Here is a 16,744-nt window from a genome sequence, read left to right on the forward strand (position 1 = left end):
GAATCTTGCCCCCCTGGCTCCTTAAAGAAGGATAGAAGGGTTTTAAGGATTGATGGTTTTATATAGTGGCTTTTTAAGCCATAATGTTATAGTTTAAAAGGAGGTTTTTGTATGCCTAGTTTTGTAATGACTGAGAAGTGTGACGGTTGCAAGGGACAAGAGAAGACAGCATGTATGTACATCTGCCCAAACAACCTGATGAAGCTGGACCGTGATAGGATGAAGGCTTTTAACCAGGAGACCGAACAGTGCTGGGAGTGCTACAACTGTGTAAAGATATGCCCACAGCAGGCAATAGAGGTGAGGGGTTATCAGGACTTCATCCCATTAGGTGGAAACGTAATCCCAATGAGGGGCTCAGACTCAATTATGTGGACCGTAAAGTTCCGCAATGGATCGCTCAAGAGGTTTAAATTCCCGATCAGGACAACGGCCGAGGGATCGGTAGACCCGTACAAGGGCAAGCCGGAGCCGGATTTTGCCACCCTTAAGAAACCTGGTTTCTTCAACTTGGCTCAGGTCAAGACAATTAAATAAGGAGAAGAAAAGAATGGAAAAAGAATCTTGTACGTTTTCATACTGCCAAAAGCCGGAGATAATCGAGCACGAGACCGACATACTGCTCATCGGCGGTGGCATGGCCAACTGCGGAGCCGCCTTCGAGGCCGCTCGTTGGGCTACACCAAAGGGCATCAAGATAACCCTCGTTGACAAGGCCGCTATGGACAGAAGCGGCGCCGTCGCTATGGGACTCTCCGCCATCAATACATACATGGGCGATAACGACCCCGCCGATTACGTAAAATACGTCAAAGGCGACCTCATGGGCATAATCAGAGAGGACCTCGTATACGACGTAGGCAGACACGTAGATGATTCCGTACACCTCTTTGAGGAGTGGGGATTACCCGTATGGAAGCGCGCCGATGACGGCCACACAATGGACGGCGCACAGCCTGCCAAAAAACTCTCCGAAGGCGGTAAGCCGGTAAGAAGCGGTAAGTGGCAGATCATGATAAACGGTGAGTCATACAAGGTCATCGTAGCAGAAGCCGCAAAAAAAGCACTGGAATTCAACAGACAGGGCACCGGCGTAGCACAGAACCTCTTTGAAAGAGTGTTCATCGTCAAGCTCTTACCGGACCCCAAGGATGCCAACAGAGTAGCGGCAGCCGTAGGATTCAGCGTCAGAGAGAACAAGGTTTATATATTCAAGGCAAAGGCCATGCTCCTGTGCGCCGGTGGTGCGGTTAACTGCTTCAGACCACGTTCGGTAGCAGAGGGACAGGGTAGGGCCTGGTATCCAATATGGAACGCCGGCTCAACCTATGCAATGGCAGCACAGATGGGCGCCGAACTCGTCCTGATGGAGAACAGATTCGTACCTGCAAGGTTTAAGGACGGCTACGGCCCGGTTGGCGCATGGTTCTTGTTCTTTAAGGCAAAGGCTACCAACGCCCTCGGCGAAGACTACTGCGTAACCCACTTTGAGGCAACAAAGGCCAAGTACGGCAAGTACTGCAGCGATCCACACAAGCTCGGCACCGCCATCAGAAACCACATGATGATGGTTGATATGAAGCTCGGCAAAGGCCCGATCCTCATGAACACCCACAACGCAATGGCAGAACTGGCAAAGACCATGGATGCCAAACAGATCAAGCACCTCGAAGCCGAAGCATGGGAAGACTTCCTCGACATGTGTATCGGACAGGCTGGCGTTTGGGCTGGATACAATATCGACCCCAGCAAGACCCCCTCTGAAATCATGCCGACTGAGCCGTATCTCTTAGGCTCACACGCAGGATGCGCCGGTATATGGGTTAGCGGACCGGACGACCTGGGTGCACCAAAAGAATGGAACTGGGGCTACAACAGAATGTCCACCGTCAAGGGCTTGTTCACAGCCGGTGATGGCGTAGGCGCCTCCGGACACAAGTTCTCCTCAGGCTCACACGCCGAAGGCAGAATCGCAGCCAAGGCAATGGTCGCCCTGTGCCTGGACGAACCAAACTACAAGCCCGAACTGTCAAAGTCAGTTGACGAACTGGCCGGTGAAATCTACCTGCCATACGAGATATACGAAAAGTACAAAAACTACAGCACAGACCCACATACCAACCCCAACTACATCAGACCCAAGATGCTTCAGGCAAGACTCCAGAAGATCATGGATGAGTACGTAGGCGGCGTATCAACCTGGTACATGACCAGCAAGACAATGCTCGAAAAAGGACTCGAACAACTGATCCTCCTCAAGGAAGACTCCCTGAAAATGGCCGCAGCCGACCTGCACGAGCTTATGAGATGCTGGGAAAACTACCACAGAATCTGGGCCGGTGAGTCACACGCCAGACACATCCTCTTCAGGGAAGACTCCAGGTACCCCGGATACTACTACAGAGGAGACTTCGACCTCGTAGACGATACAAACTGGAAGTGCTTCACCATTTCCAAGTTCAACAACAGCACACAGCAGTGGGAGCTCTCAAAGAGAGATTATGTACAGCTGATCCCTGACTAAGATAAACACTAAATAGCGCCTTACAGGTGCGGTAGAAAGGGTCGCTGCCCTCAGCAATGAGGGGGCCGGAAAGGGGGCCCTCAACAGGGAATGCCCAACAACAGGGACACCCTCAGAGGGATACCCCCCAATGGCAACAGCGACCCCTGCCACATCTGAGACCGTTTAATGTTTGAAACAAACGCGGAGGATTTTTTATGTCAGATAAAAAGAGTATTTTGGTAATAGGTGGAGGAATAAGCGGTATTACCACAGCAATAGAGGCTGCCGAGACAGGTTACAACACAATCATAGTGGAAAAAAACCCCTACCTCGGTGGGCGCGTAGCACAGTTAAACCGTTATTTCCCAAAACTATGTCCGCCATACTGCGGATTAGAAATAAACTTCAAGAGAATAAAGCAAAACCCCAATATAAAGTTCTATACAATGGCAGAGGTTGACAGTGTAAGCGGTACGGAGGGTAACTTCTCCGTCCAGCTGAAGATCAGTCCGCGCTTTGTCAACTCCAAATGCACGGCATGTGACAAGTGCGTAGAGGTCTGCCCGGTAGAAAGGCCTAATAGCTTCAACTTCGGAATGGACAAAACAAAAGCTATATATAGACCCCACGAAATGTCCTTCCCCATGAAATACGTAATCGATTCAACTGTCTGCCCCGGCTCACAGTGCAGTAAGTGTGTCGGAGCATGTAAGTATAATGCCATAGATTTGAACATGAAGCCCGAAACAGTGCAGCTCAACGTAGCCAGCATAATCTATGCCACGGGCTGGACCCCCTATGACGCCACAAAGATGGACAACCTGGGCTATGGAAAGGTCAAAAACGTCATCACCAACATGATGATGGAAAGACTGGCCGCCCCCAACGGCCCAACTAAAGGCAAAATCGTCAGACCGTCGGACTCCAAGGCCGTGACCTCAGTGGCCTTCGTCCAGTGCGCCGGCTCCAGGGACGAAAACCACATGGCTCACTGCTCGTCAATCTGCTGCATGGCAACTCTGAAACAGGCAACCTACCTCAGAGACTCCAACCCCGAAATCAAAGCCACCATGTACTACATAGACCTCAGGGCACCCGGAAAATATGAGGACTTCCTCAAAAAAGTACAGGCCGATAACATAATCGACATGGTCAAGGGTAAGGTGGCAAAAATCGAGGAAGACAGCGAAACGGCAGACCCCATCCTGACCGTGGAGGATGTCCTGGGTGGACAGAAGATCTCACAGCAGGTGGATATGGTAGTGCTGGCCACCGGCATGGAACCCTCCATCAAAAGCAAGGCTGGCAACGCAAAACTCGATGACAATGGCTTTGTCATAGGCGACGGACAAGATGCCGGTATCTATGGAGCCGGAGTAGCCAAAAATCCCAATGACGTAATGACGTCCCTACAGGATGCAACCGCAATGGCCCTAAAAGGCATCCAGTCAACAGCGAGGAGGTAGACTATGGCTGACGATTCAAAAATAGGCGTATATATATGCACGGACTGTGGCATTGGTGAGAGCTTAAACATTGAGGAACTCGAAAAGGTCGCCAAAAATGAACTGCGCGCACCCGTATGTAAAACCCATCCGTTCTTGTGCAGCGACGAAGGCGTCCAGGTAATACGCGATGACATAAACAAAGAGGGCGTAAACAAAATAGTCATAGCCGCATGTTCGGCACGTGTCAATACCGACGTGTTCGATTTCGACCAGTACCTCTATGTGACGGAGAGGGTGAATATCAGAGAGCATGTCGTCTGGACCCAACCGCCAAACACCGAAACAACCCAGGCCATCGCCAACGACAACATGCGCATGGGGATAACCCGCATCAGCAAGGCAGAGGTCCCCATACCCAGAACCACCGATGTGGAACGCACCGTCATGGTCGTCGGAGGTGGCAACGCCGGTCTGACGGCAGCCCTGGAAGTAGCAGCAGCCGGTTACAAGGCCGTTATCGTTGAAAAGGGCGCATCCCTGGGTGGATGGGCAACGAAGTTCTACAAGAGCTATCCCGTAAAACCACCCTTTGATACACTCCTTGCCCCCGCAATCGGCAACAAGGTAAAGGCCGTCGAAGGCAACTCATCCATCAAGGTGCACCTCAACTCCACGATAGTGCAGACAGAGGGTGAACCGGGCATGTTCGACGTCAAGATCAACAAGGGTGGTGCTGAGGAGACCTTCAGGGTTGGCGCCATAATCATGGCCACGGGCTGGAAGCCCTACGACGCCACACCGCTTGCAGAGCCTTATGGTTACGGCAAATTCAAAAACGTCGTTACCAACGTCGAAATGGAGACAATCGCCCTCAAGGGTAAGATCACACGCCCCTCCGATGGTAAACCGGCCAATAGCGTGGTGTTTTTGCAGTGCGCCGGGCAGAGGGATGAAAAGCACGTCCCCTACTGCTCCGTAGTCTGCTGCAACGTCTCCCTCAAGCAGGCCAAGTACGTCAGGGAGTCCAATTCCGATGCCGGCGCCTATATCATATACAAGGACATGAGAACCCCCGGTATCTACGAAAACTTCTACAAGGCCACCCAGGATGACCCCGGCATATTCCTTGCCAAGGGTGAGGTGCGTGCCATCACAGAGGCCCCCGACGGCAGCCTGCTGGTGGATGTAGATAATCAGTTGCTGGGCAAGGACATGCGCATACAGGCAGACATCGTGGTACTTGCCACGGGTATGGTCTCCAGCATGATCCCCGACGGGATGGCCGTAAATGATATCACTCCAGAGTATGTGGGAGAGATCGTTATCAAAAAAACGCAGGACGGCGATATCCCGGAGCTTAACGCATTCCCGCTAGCACTGAATCTCAAATACAGGCAAGGTCCCGAAATGCCGCACCTCAAGTACGGCTTCCCCGATTCACACTTCATCTGCTTCCCGTATGAGACCCGACGCACGGGCATATACGCCGCCGGTGCCGTGAGACATCCAATGGACGGCCTGCAGTCAACCACCGATGCCACAGGCGCTGCGCTCAAAGCCATCCAGTGTATAGAGCTGACGGCACAGGGCAAAGCCGTATCTCCACGTGCGGGAGATGCAACCTTCCCGGACTTCCGCCTGGAGAGCTGTACGCAGTGTCGCCGATGCACGGTTGAGTGTCCCTTCGGTGTCCTCGATGAGGATGAAAAGGGTACTCCAAAGGAGCATCCGTATCGCTGCCGCCGGTGTGGAACCTGTATGGGCGCCTGTCCGCAGAGAATCATATCGTTCAGGAACTACAGCGTTGACATGATTTCGGCAATGCTCAAGTCACTCGACGTCCCGGCGGAGGGTGAGGAGCCGTTTGTTGTGACACTCATCTGCGAAAACGACGCCTATCCCGCTATCGACATGGCCGGTATCAACAGGATGAAGCTCAACCCCAACTACAGATTCATATCCCTGAGATGCCTCGGTGGCACAAACCTCGTCTGGATAACGGACGCCCTGTCACGTGGAATTGACGGCATAATGCTCATTGGCTGCAAGTATGGCGAAAACTACCAGTGTCACTTCATAAAAGGCTCGCAAATGGCAAGCGAACGCCTCAGCAAGGTGCAGGAGACCCTCGGCAGATTGAACCTCGAGGCAGAGAGGGTTGAACAGGTACAGTTGGCCATCAACGAGTGGGATCAGTTGCCAAAGATACTTGAAGACTTCTCGGAAAAACTTAAAGGGTTTGGACCAAATCCATTTAAGGGCTTCTAATCTTAAATAATCAGGAGGTTATTATGGGTGATGGTACGACAGTAGTAACGCCCGATGTGGGGTTCGTAAGAAGTCTGCAGGAGGCCGGCGCCGATACACTGAAGAAGTGCTATCAGTGCGCTACGTGTTCGGTAGTATGTGAACTGACGCCTAAGGATAATCCTTTTCCCCGAAAAGAGATGCTCATGGCTCAATGGGGCATGAAGGACGAGCTTGCCAAGGACCCCGACATCTGGCTCTGCCACAACTGCAACGACTGTACCAAGTACTGTCCGCGTGGGGCACGCCCCGGTGATGTGCTGTCCGTGCTGAGAAAGACTGTTGTAGCAGAAAACGCCTTTCCTCGGTTTATGGGCACCATAGTGGGAAATCCGGCTCTCATTCTCGTGGCCCTAACCTTGCCTGTTATTCTGTTTGGTGCATTCATAGCGATTCGCATGCACTCAGGCCAGCCGCTGTTTCCCGATGGCGATGTGGTGTTTGACAAGTTCTTTCCGATCCACTACATAGACCCGATATTTATCACGACTGCAACGTTGGTGATGCTCTCCTTTGCTGTCAGCATAGGCCGCTTCTGGTGCAGATTAAACGTGCAACCCTACAAGTTGCTTGCATATGGCCAGTTTATGCCGAGCCTTATTGCAACGCTCAAGGAGATTTTAACACACAAGAAGTTCCAGAAGTGTGACGCCAACAACGAAAGGACGCTGGCCCACAGACTTGTGTTCTTTGGATTTATCGGGTTGTTTATAACGACCAACTGGGGGGTCTTTCACATATATGCCTTGAAATGGGAATCCCCGTACTCGCTGACAGACCCCGACATACTGGCGTTATTTAATGGCTCAAAGGAGCTTGTGTTTCTTGCCTATATGGCCTTTAAGGTGTTTGGAAACGTCAGCGCCCTGGCGTTGCTGATCGGTGGTGTCATGATAGTATCCAACAGGCTCAAGGACAAGGGGTTTGTCAGTAAGACCTCGTCCTTTGACTGGATGTTTGCCGCCATCATACTGATCCTGGCAATAACGGGATTGTTGGCCGAAATGCTGAGGCTTGCCGGTGTAGCTATCCTGGCGTACCCGGTTTATTTTTTACACCTGGTGTTTGTGTTTTACATCATTGCGTATCTGCCGTTTTCAAAGTTGGCCCACCTGGTCTACAGGACCGTTGCCATACTATACTCCAAAATGGCTCAACGCGACGTCATGTAAAAAGGAAAAGAGAAGAAGGGGGGCGGCTCCGCCCCCCCCTCAGACCCCCCCTGCAAGGGGTCACGGACCCCTTGACCCCATAATGCGCAACCCTTACTCTGATATAAAACTGGGGGTGCTGTCGTTATGTTTAAGAAAGGACTATAAGAAAAATGTTTGAAGAGTTAGATAAAGATGTATTTGATTTAAATGTGGACAGTGGATTTCGGTTTGATTGTCACAGTGGGTTGTCGTGTTACAATGTTTGTTGTCGGGAGTTGGATATAGTGTTGTCACCTTATGATATAGTTAGGATGAAGAACCGGTTGGGGATAACGTCTGGTGAGTTTTTGTTGCGGTACACCATTACTACTATAGCCAAGGAGACGAACTTGCCGTTTATAAAGTTGGGGATGGATGATGAGGGTAAGTGTCGGTTTGTTACAGAGGAGGGTTGTTCGATCTATGGGGACAGGCCGTTGGTGTGTCGGTATTATCCGTTGGGATATGGAGTTGCAAAGAAGGGCACAGATGGCGGGCATTTTTATTTTCTGATAAAGGAGGATTTTTGCAAGGGGCATGTGCAGGAGAGGGACTGGATCATCCGGCAGTGGAAGAAGGACCTTGAGATCGACCACTACGAGGACATGAACAAGGATTGGGTTGACATAATCCTCAAGAAGAAGTTGTTGAGCAAGGATAGCGTCCCCGATGACAAGAGTATACGGATGTTTTTCATGGGCAGTTACGATGTGGATTCGTTTCGGGACTTTGTGTTTAAGAGTGCGTTTTTGAACACGTTTGAGCTGGAGGATGAGGAGGTTGAAATAATCCGGCAGGATGAGGCGGAGTTGATGAAGTTTGCCCACCGGTGGTTGCTCTTTGCGTTGTTCAAGTCTCCCACGTTGGTGCTCAAGAGGGATGCGGTAAGGGGTAAGTGTCAGGTGTAGGTATCCGTGGAGGCAAGGGGGCATGGGAGCAGAGGCTGACATAAGAAAGTTAGTCAGATAACGGTTAAGGAACTTAGGGATTTGATGAAGGATGTTGTTGAGGAGGTAATAGCCCCTGACTTTGGCTGTGAGTTACGTGATGACTTTATCGAGTCTCTCAAGGAAGCAGAGGACGATATAAAAGCCGGCAGAGTCTATACGTTGGATGAGGTGAAAGCCGAAATAGGGTTGTGAAGGTTGTCCATAAGGTAGCACTCCAGTTCGGCGTGGTCACATCGCTCAAGCACAATAACAATGCCATATTACGAAAAATATCAAAGTGGCTTAAATCCTGGCAACCACGGTTGCTTGTGGTGCTACCTCCAATTGAAATCTGCTATATTTTGCAAGTTAACGTTTAGAGCCAATCTTACCGTTACTTGCCCTTAATGAAAGGATATTTGAATCAAAAACATATATGTTCTTTGCCTTGTTTCTGTGCCTGTCAAGGGCAATCTTTAGCATTTGGCTTGTTAGTTCGGTAAAGGATATGCCGGACTTTTCCCAGAGATAGAAAGACAAGGAACCGGGGATTGTATTTATTTCATTGACGTACAAATCTTCCGTTTCCTTATTCATCAAAAAATCAATCCGCGCCACACCGCCGGCCCCCAACAAGGTAAATACCTGCTTTGATAACCGTTCTATTTTTATCTTTAATGGTTCCGGTATTTGGGCAGGTAAAATACGACTGGTCGATGCCATTCCTTTTGTCTTGCCGCCTTCATATTTATCCGAAAAACTCAGGATATTGCTATTACGTATTGGCTCTTCAATTACCGATACAACAGTGCTATCTCCGTTTCCCAGGACAGAGCAGTTAAGCTCTCTGAGGTTCTGGACAAGGCGTTCAATGAGTATTGACCTGGAGTATTGACCGGCGTTTACAATCGCATTTTCGAGCTCACTGATATTATTAACCGCGCTGATACCAATGCTTGATCCCAAATTGGATGGTTTTACAATAACCGGATAACCTAACCTGGATTCTATCTTGTTGACACAATCGTTCCGATGCAACAACCAATTTTCCATGGATAATTCGACATAGTCAACGGCAGGAATGTCATTGCCTTTTAAGAAGCTCTTGAACAGTATTTTATTCATTCCTATTGCTGAAGATAGCACATCACATCCGGCGTAGGGGATATTGAAAAGTTCCAGCATTCCTTGCAGGGTGCCGTCTTCTCCATTTGTGCCATGAAGAACCGGAAACACAATGTCGATTGACTCAACTGGCTTTCTTCCGAATAACGTTGGATTTGCGTTAAGTAAAACCAGTTGACCGTTTTGTCCGGAGGGAAGGACATTTACGGATTTACCGAGCAGAGACGCCGTATCGGAAAAATTGCCTATCTCGGACAGGCCTTTGCCGATATACCATAGGCCGGCCTTTGATATATAAATTGGTATACCGTTATATCTCTCCGTATCCAGGGCATGGAAGGCCTGAAGGCCGGATATAATAGAAACCTCATGTTCAACGGAAACTCCGCCGAATATTACGCCAACTTTTGTCTTCTTCATTGATTTACCTCATGTGTTATATGTATCGGGAAGGTCATTCTCATATAGCACTATATCGCCACGGGTTAGCATGGATTGGTAGTGCTGATTTGCATCGCTAAAATTTTTAGCAACATATACTTTATTTTCATTGTAACCCTCTGAAATCAATCCTTCCAAAATGGCTTGTGTCTGCACGGATTTCCCCACCAGGATAACGTAATCCACACACTTTGACATAGCCTGACCGAATTTTCTATTTTCCTGTACTTCTATTTCACCCAGCTCAACCATACCGGGTGTAATAACAATTTTACGATTACCTTTCAGATTACAAAGGACATCTATTGCAGAGGCAGCCCCCTTTGGATTTGAGTTAAAGGCATCGTCAAGTATAAATATTCCCGTATCCAGCTTTTTAAGATTCAACCTGTGAGGAACCGGTTTTAGTTGCCGTACAGCAATAAATATTTTATCTCTGTCAACTCCCAACTCATGAGCAATGGATACGGCGGCTAAAATATTGTAAACATTATGTGTTCCAAGCAAGTGAGTTTCAAGTTTAATAAGGCCACCACCCGGTACGTCGATCTTGAAAGAAGTTAAACCTTCCAAATCCATATTTATGTCATATGCGTGATAATCGGCCTGCGCATTTTTGATACCATACCGAATTACACGACCTGGAATTTTGCCCTCTAAACCGGACTGGTTAATATCGTCGGCATTTAAAAAAGCAATCCCTGTTTGCGGCAAAGAATAGACTAATTCAGATTTTGTCTCTTTAATATTCTCAAGAGTTTTAAAGGTTTCCAGATGCTGTTGACCGATTGTTGTCAGCAGGGCAATTCCCGGATGAACCAAATCACAGATTTCCTTGATATCCCCTTTTTGTTTGGCGCCCATTTCCGCAATGAAGAACTCGTGTATAGGTTTTAATTGTTCTCTGACAACCATAGTCACTCCCATCAGTGTGTTGAAACTCTCCGGAGTCATCAGCGAATTATACTGCATTGAGAGCAATTGCTGGAGAATAAACTTTGAACTGGTCTTGCCATAGCTGCCGGTAATACCTATGACCTTGAGTGTTGATAGCTCTTTGATATGTCTTTGTGCATCCTTGACATACAGTTTGCCGATGATTTTTTCCACAGGCACAGCCACCGCATTGACCGCAATTAAAAAATAAGGAAACCCAAACAATAATATGCTAAGAAAAAATAGCTCAAATAAGAAAACATCAGTTTGAATAAACCGGGATAAACCCCACATCATCAATAAAGTACAAATTACAATCAAAGAGATCAGACGTTTTACGCGGGCAGTATACACAAAGGGTTTCTTTTGAGGTTCTTCTTTTCTGAAGTAAAATAAAACTAGATAAACAATACCCCACCAGAATAGAAAACGAAAATCATTGTAAAAAACAATGGCTACCAAAGGCAAGAGCGAAGTAAATCTCAGACGTGCTACAAGGTTTGTGTTCAACCATGCCATAAAACGCTCATTACGATAGGAATTTAATTGCAACATATGAAGATAATAAACGATTTGTTTACTTGAATAAGCAACAAAACTTACAGGCGATATAATAATGCTTGCAACGATTGGCAACTGTTCTATATTCATACCCTTGTTTAGTTTATATTCAGAAAATTACCTGTTACAATCAGGAATTCCCGCATTTTATCGATATGGGAGAAATGTCCGGCTCCTTTTAAGATCACCAATCCACTGTCGGGTATTAGTTTGTTCATTACATGTGCCTGATACAGAGGCGTTTCCATATCATTTTCTCCCCATATCAGCAAGCTGGGTATAGTGATTTCCGGTAGCAATTTTGTTAAATCTTCATTGACGACTTTAATCAATATCTGCTTCATCATTGGGGATGCGTTGATGTAGTCTTTGGAACCGACAGAGGCTTTATATTTTGCCAATAACCGTGGTGACAAGTGTTTTAATATATACTTTGCCAATTTATAACTATACACTTTAAAGTAATATTTTGCAGTTCGTTTCGGTCTTATCCCGGCACTATCGATTAGTATCAGTTTGTCTGCTTTTTTTTTTACTGCAAGCCTTATTGCCACTCTGCCACCAAAGGAGTGTCCAATTATTATTGGTCTAACAATGTTCATTTTTTCCATAAATGCTTCCAAAAAGGTACAGTAATCCTCCGTATTCCATATTTCTTTCGGTTCCCCGCTTTTTCCAAAGCCTGGAAAATCTATGGCGTATACTTTAAATCTGCTGGATAAATATTTCTGAACAGACACAAAACTGTCCAGATTACTTGCCCATCCATGGAGCAATAGCACGTTATCTCCTTCTCCACATGCGTAGTAATGTACATCCTGACCTTTAATTATAGTATTTATGACCTTACCCTCTTTAAATATAAAAATTCCATATTTGAGATGGTACTACTTTTATCTTATCATTGTCAAGTTGTATCTTCTTTATATTTCATGGTAAAGGAAAGAAGGAGGGCGGTTTACGGCAGGGGTGCCTCACCCCCTCCGCCCCCTCCTCTATTTACTTGAACAGGAGTTTAACCAAAATACCAACTACTACTGGTATCAGGGTGCCCATTATCCATTTGATGTATGTTAACTCGCTTTTTACCGTGGTTACGGTATCACTCAAGTTAGTTACTACCTTAACCAGCTCGGCTATCTGCTTGTGCATATCTTCCCGGATGTCTGTCTCCACCCTGAACAAAGTGGTTTCCAGCTTATGCATATCTTCCCTGAGACTGACTCCCTGCTTATTTATTTCTTCCCGGAGGCTGACTCCCTGCTTGTTTATTTCCTCCCGGAGGCTAACTCCCTGCTTGTTCATGTCTTCCTTGAGCCTGGTCATGCCCTCCTTGATCCTGGCCTCCAGCTTAAACATGTCCTCCTTCAGGCCGGCTTCTACCATGCGCAAATCTTCCCTGAGTCTGGAGACATCTTCTTTGCTCGCCAGCTCTTTTCTCGTGTCAAACCCGGCGTCGTTTATCAACCGGATGAAGGCATCCGTCGCCTCGTCGCCAAGCCTCTCACGTAAGACCTTTGGTACCGTTACTATACTCATGTCATATTATACAATATCGCAAGACAAAATTGCTGATGAGAACCTTTCGCTTGAGCAACTATGGATAACTCACCCCAACCCATCCCCACCGGTTCCTCCGTTGCCCTTCCCCATCTTTTTTTTAGGCACCATTGTTTTTTTTACCCGTAATGAATTAATATTTAAGTTCAAACGGTGATTCTGCTCATGAAGCAGAGAGCGGAATGTGGTATTGTCAGGGTAACTATGGGGAGACACTTAAACAAATAGTTTATGAAACTTGGTAACATACTCAAGGCAATACCTTTAGCCTTGGCCGACATACTGGGGGGATAATATCCTTTGTGGGTAGTCCTGCAGAAGTAGTGATGCATGTAGACTAAACCCTCATTATTAAATAGTTCATGTCATTCCCACGAAAGTGGGAATCCATCTTTAAAAACAGCATTAAATGCCTGATTAGGAAAAACCATCAAAGGATAGTATCACTACCTCTACAGGACTACCCTTCCTTTGTGTTTGACAGGCTATACCTCCGGAGGATCATAACTGACCACAACACGTTTAACACAAAGGGGCTTGGCCTGATCGATTCCTTTGCACTCGATCTCGATCAGGTCTTTGTCGAGGTGCGGATCGATCCAGGCAGCAATCCGAACAAGCTGCTGACAAACCTGGTAGAGACCAAGGAGCTTGCCCAGACAAGGCAAATCTGGGACTTCATACGCATCAGCGAGAAGGCACGCAAGAAGGGGCAAAGGGTTGATGGCTATGCCTTGATTGGCCCCCCGGGCTGTGGCAAGACCACCCTGCTTCACAACATAGCAGTCACCCTTGCATACAAACGTCACGGGAGGTATAAGATACGCCCATACGTGCCGATCTTCATCCCAATAAGGCAGGTTGCAAAGGACATCGCAGGTAGCCCGAAATTGAAGAAACCCAAGCCCCTTACACTTGGAGAGCTTGCAAGGGTTTATTTCAGCAACGAGGCACTGTTTCAAGGTCTCAAGCCGCCCGAAACCTGGTTTGATCGCAAACTGAAAAAGGGTGAGTGCATCGTCCTCCTTGACGGCCTGGATGAGGTTGGAGACGAGGGGGACAGACAGAAGGTCTCCGCGTGGGTCAATATGCAGATAAAGGCGTATCCGGAGAGTCTGTTTCTCCTGACGTCGAGGCCGCTTGGGTATAAGGCTGCACCACTTGAGGGCGCTCATGTCCTTGAGGTGCAGAACTTTGATGCCGTACAGGTGAAACGCTTTGTCAACAACTGGTATCTTGCAAACGAGATCAGAAGCGAGGGCAATGAGCTTAACGACAAGGTGCGCGAGAGGGCCTCCCGTGGTGCGTCAGACCTCCTCCAGCGGCTGTATACAACCCCGGCACTCAACGCACTTACGGCAAACCCCCTGCTGCTGACTATGATATCGATGGTGCATCGATATAGAAGCGCACTGCCTGGCAATCGCTCTGAGCTTTATGCAGAGATATGCGAGGTGATGCTTTCTCGTTGGCGGCAGGTGAAAGGGCTTGTTGATGAGTTTGACTCCGCCCAGAAAAGAAGCATCCTGGAGCCTCTTGCATGTCATATGATGAAAGAGAGGATACGCGAGATACCGCGAAAAGATGCCGTTACCTTAACATCAGGGGCCTTGTCCTTGATAGGTGTCAAAAAGGGTGAAGAGGAAGCCTTTTTTGTGAAACTTCAGGAGTCAAGCGGTCTTTTGATCGAACAGGAGGCCGGGATTCTCAGTTTTGCCCACCTCACCTTTCAGGAGTTCCTGACCGTTTCATGCTGGTTGAGCAGGCATGGCAGTACTCATGGTTGGCACAGCCTTGTAAGTGACAGTTGGTGGCATGAGACCTTGAGGTTATATGCGGCACGTGGGGAGGCTACAGGCATCATCAAGGCATGTCTTAAGGCAAAGACGATACCTTCTCTAAAACTGGCACATGAGTGTCTTGGAGAGGCTACAAAAATCAAGAAAACCACCCGTGATGCCGTTGAGGGATTCTTTGCAAACAGCATTGAATCTCCTGATGAAGACCTGCGGAGGCTTGCAATGGAGGTCATCATGAACAGGCAGCTTAAGGCGTTTGTTACGATAGATGACACCCGGCAGATAAGCAGCGGGTATGTAACATGTGCGGCATATCAGTTGTTTATTGACGATATGCGAAAGAAAGAAGAGTATCGACAACCTGACCATTGGCTGGAGTACATATTTCCATCAGGCAGTGCTGATGAGCCAATTGTCGGTGTCAGGGCAAGTGATGCCGTGGAGTTTTGCAAATGGCTTACGGAGAGGTACGGTGGAACGGTATCGTATCGCCTGCCAACGCTTCAAGAGGCCAAGGCTGCCGCAGAAGAGTCTGATAAGATCGCCACATGGTGCGGGGAAACAGGCAGTGAGAGGCTTTTGGGATTGACTGAGGAGATGAAAAAGAGCTTAAACGACAAATTATATATATTTTTAGGCTCAACATCTCTACAACCTGTCGATGTAGATATTATAGACACCCTTGACCTTGCCCGTGACCTTGCCCTTGCCCGTGACCGTTATAATGTAGTGTTTGGCACAATATCAGATGATATTGCAAGCGAAAAGTATAATAGTGCCATGAAAAATATTAAAGCTATATTGTCAGGCAATGACGAGTATATTAAAAGACGCTTTACATTATTGAAGGATATATTGCAGATTGCTATTTCAGAGACGGACGAAGAACGCATTATAGCTCACAGAAAATATATCGCTCGCATCTTTGAATACATTTACATTGGCCTTGATGAAATAATACGTAATATCACTCAACCATGGTGGAAGCGACTGTTAAGAATCAAGGCAAGAAACAATTCCGAAGCAGACCAACACACCGCTTTACGTCTCTACCTGTGGAGTCAGTTGACCCTCGCCCGGATCGAGTGCAAGCTACCGGCGTGGGAGGGGATTCGGCTCATCCGCGAACAGGTCAGGTAGGCCGCGGGGATCGCACGAGGGCGCTTATTTGAAGAATGTCCTCGCCACAAGACCAAGTACAGCTATGACCAAGGCTATCAGGGTACCCATCATCCAACCGTGTTTTGCCAACCTGCCCTCTATCTTGATTACGCTGGTAGTTAGATTATTTATTGCTTCAACCAGCTCGGCTGTCTGCTTGTGCATATCTTCCCGGATGTCTGTCTCCACCCTGAACAAAGTGGTTTCCAGCTTATGCATATCCTCCCTGAGGCTGACCCCCTGCTTGTTCATGTCTTCTTTGAGTCTAGCCTCCAACTTAAGCATGTCTTCCTTTAAACCGACTTCTACCCTGCGCAGCTCCTCCCTGAGCCTGGAGAAATCTTCTTTACTCGCCAGCTCTTTTCTCGTGTCAAACCCGGCGTCGTTTATCAACCGGATGAAGGCATCCGTCGCCTAGTCGCCAAGCCTCTCACGTAAGACCTTTGGTACCGTTACTACACTCATGCCCTATTATACAATATCGCAAGACAAAATTGCTGACGTTTTGATATAATAACGGATAGTATGATATTCCATGTTAAGATAGAACTTGCAGAAGATGGTTGGATTGTGGTAGAAGTCCCTGCCCTGCCAGGCTGCGTCTCCCAGGGTAGAACCGAACAAGAGGCAATAGAAAATATCAAGGAGGCAATAATAGCCTGGCTGTGGGCCGAAAACCAAAAGGCCCTGACCATTGTACTCTCAGGGCATTGATACGTAACGCAGGTTTGACGGTCGATGAGTTCATAAGTATATTGAGTGGCGACTAAATATCACC

14 protein-coding genes are annotated in these 16,744 nt (G+C 47.8%); 9 read left to right on the plus strand and 5 right to left on the minus strand.

Going from position 1 to position 16,744, the window contains the following annotated elements:
* The first annotated feature begins 111 nt into the window (after window positions 1–111).
* The 7 genes from aprB to Mcas_RS17910 all read left to right on the plus strand — a co-directional run bounded on the left by aprB (window position 112) and on the right by Mcas_RS17910 (window position 8,596).
* On the plus strand, window positions 112–537 hold the full coding sequence (aprB, locus tag Mcas_RS00070) for an adenylyl-sulfate reductase subunit beta (RefSeq protein ID WP_040333217.1): 426 nt from the start codon (window positions 112–114) through the stop codon (window positions 535–537).
* A gap of 13 nt (window positions 538–550) precedes the next feature.
* On the plus strand, window positions 551–2,524 hold the full coding sequence (aprA, locus tag Mcas_RS00075; RefSeq protein ID WP_040333218.1) for an adenylyl-sulfate reductase subunit alpha: 1,974 nt from the start codon (window positions 551–553) through the stop codon (window positions 2,522–2,524).
* A 197-nt stretch (window positions 2,525–2,721) separates the two neighbouring features.
* Complete coding sequence (locus Mcas_RS00080) at window positions 2,722–3,972, plus strand: CoB--CoM heterodisulfide reductase iron-sulfur subunit A family protein (RefSeq protein ID WP_040333220.1); 1,251 nt, start codon at window positions 2,722–2,724, stop codon at window positions 3,970–3,972.
* Window positions 3,973–3,975: 3 nt separating this feature from the next.
* Window positions 3,976–6,222 (plus strand): hydrogenase iron-sulfur subunit, encoded by a 2,247-nt coding sequence (locus tag Mcas_RS00085; protein WP_040333221.1) that lies wholly within the window; start codon window positions 3,976–3,978, stop codon window positions 6,220–6,222.
* 23 nt (window positions 6,223–6,245) lie between these two features.
* Window positions 6,246–7,433, plus strand: a complete 1,188-nt coding sequence (gene qmoC / locus Mcas_RS00090; protein WP_040333223.1) for a quinone-interacting membrane-bound oxidoreductase complex subunit QmoC — start codon at window positions 6,246–6,248, stop codon at window positions 7,431–7,433.
* Between the two features lie 152 nt (window positions 7,434–7,585).
* Window positions 7,586–8,362, plus strand: coding sequence for a YkgJ family cysteine cluster protein (locus Mcas_RS00095; protein WP_040333225.1), 777 nt, complete (start codon window positions 7,586–7,588; stop codon window positions 8,360–8,362).
* A gap of 84 nt (window positions 8,363–8,446) precedes the next feature.
* Window positions 8,447–8,596 (plus strand): hypothetical protein, encoded by a 150-nt coding sequence (locus tag Mcas_RS17910; RefSeq protein ID WP_156032947.1) that lies wholly within the window; start codon window positions 8,447–8,449, stop codon window positions 8,594–8,596.
* Between the two features lie 156 nt (window positions 8,597–8,752).
* On the opposite strand, the gene Mcas_RS00100 is transcribed toward Mcas_RS17910, so the two are convergent.
* The 4 genes from Mcas_RS00100 to Mcas_RS00115 all read right to left on the minus strand — a co-directional run bounded on the left by Mcas_RS00100 (window position 8,753) and on the right by Mcas_RS00115 (window position 12,985).
* Window positions 8,753–9,928, minus strand: a complete 1,176-nt coding sequence (locus Mcas_RS00100; RefSeq protein ID WP_040333226.1) for a D-alanine--D-alanine ligase family protein — start codon at window positions 9,926–9,928, stop codon at window positions 8,753–8,755.
* 9 nt (window positions 9,929–9,937) lie between these two features.
* Complete coding sequence (locus Mcas_RS00105; RefSeq protein ID WP_040333228.1) at window positions 9,938–11,536, minus strand: UDP-N-acetylmuramoyl-tripeptide--D-alanyl-D-alanine ligase; 1,599 nt, start codon at window positions 11,534–11,536, stop codon at window positions 9,938–9,940.
* An 8-nt stretch (window positions 11,537–11,544) separates the two neighbouring features.
* Window positions 11,545–12,228 carry an alpha/beta fold hydrolase gene (locus tag Mcas_RS00110; RefSeq protein WP_200873593.1) on the minus strand — a complete coding sequence of 228 codons (684 nt, stop codon included), beginning with the start codon at window positions 12,226–12,228 and terminating at the stop codon, window positions 11,545–11,547.
* A 217-nt stretch (window positions 12,229–12,445) separates the two neighbouring features.
* Entirely contained in the window at window positions 12,446–12,985 is a 540-nt protein-coding gene (locus tag Mcas_RS00115) for an LA_3696 family protein (RefSeq protein WP_040333231.1), read from the minus strand.
* Window positions 12,986–13,479: 494 nt separating this feature from the next.
* Between Mcas_RS00115 and Mcas_RS00120 the strand changes: the two genes are divergently transcribed.
* Window positions 13,480–15,945, plus strand: coding sequence for an NACHT domain-containing protein (locus Mcas_RS00120; protein ID WP_040333232.1), 2,466 nt, complete (start codon window positions 13,480–13,482; stop codon window positions 15,943–15,945).
* A 24-nt stretch (window positions 15,946–15,969) separates the two neighbouring features.
* On the opposite strand, the gene Mcas_RS00125 is transcribed toward Mcas_RS00120, so the two are convergent.
* Window positions 15,970–16,359 carry a hypothetical protein gene (locus Mcas_RS00125; protein WP_040333233.1) on the minus strand — a complete coding sequence of 130 codons (390 nt, stop codon included), beginning with the start codon at window positions 16,357–16,359 and terminating at the stop codon, window positions 15,970–15,972.
* Between the two features lie 132 nt (window positions 16,360–16,491).
* Between Mcas_RS00125 and Mcas_RS00130 the strand changes: the two genes are divergently transcribed.
* Window positions 16,492–16,680 carry a type II toxin-antitoxin system HicB family antitoxin gene (locus tag Mcas_RS00130; RefSeq protein WP_040333234.1) on the plus strand — a complete coding sequence of 63 codons (189 nt, stop codon included), beginning with the start codon at window positions 16,492–16,494 and terminating at the stop codon, window positions 16,678–16,680.
* Window positions 16,681–16,744: the final 64 nt, after the last annotated feature.

This window comes from Candidatus Magnetobacterium casense, from assembly GCF_000714715.1.
In the GTDB taxonomy this organism is placed as follows: domain Bacteria; phylum Nitrospirota; class Thermodesulfovibrionia; order Thermodesulfovibrionales; family Magnetobacteriaceae; genus Magnetobacterium; species Magnetobacterium casense.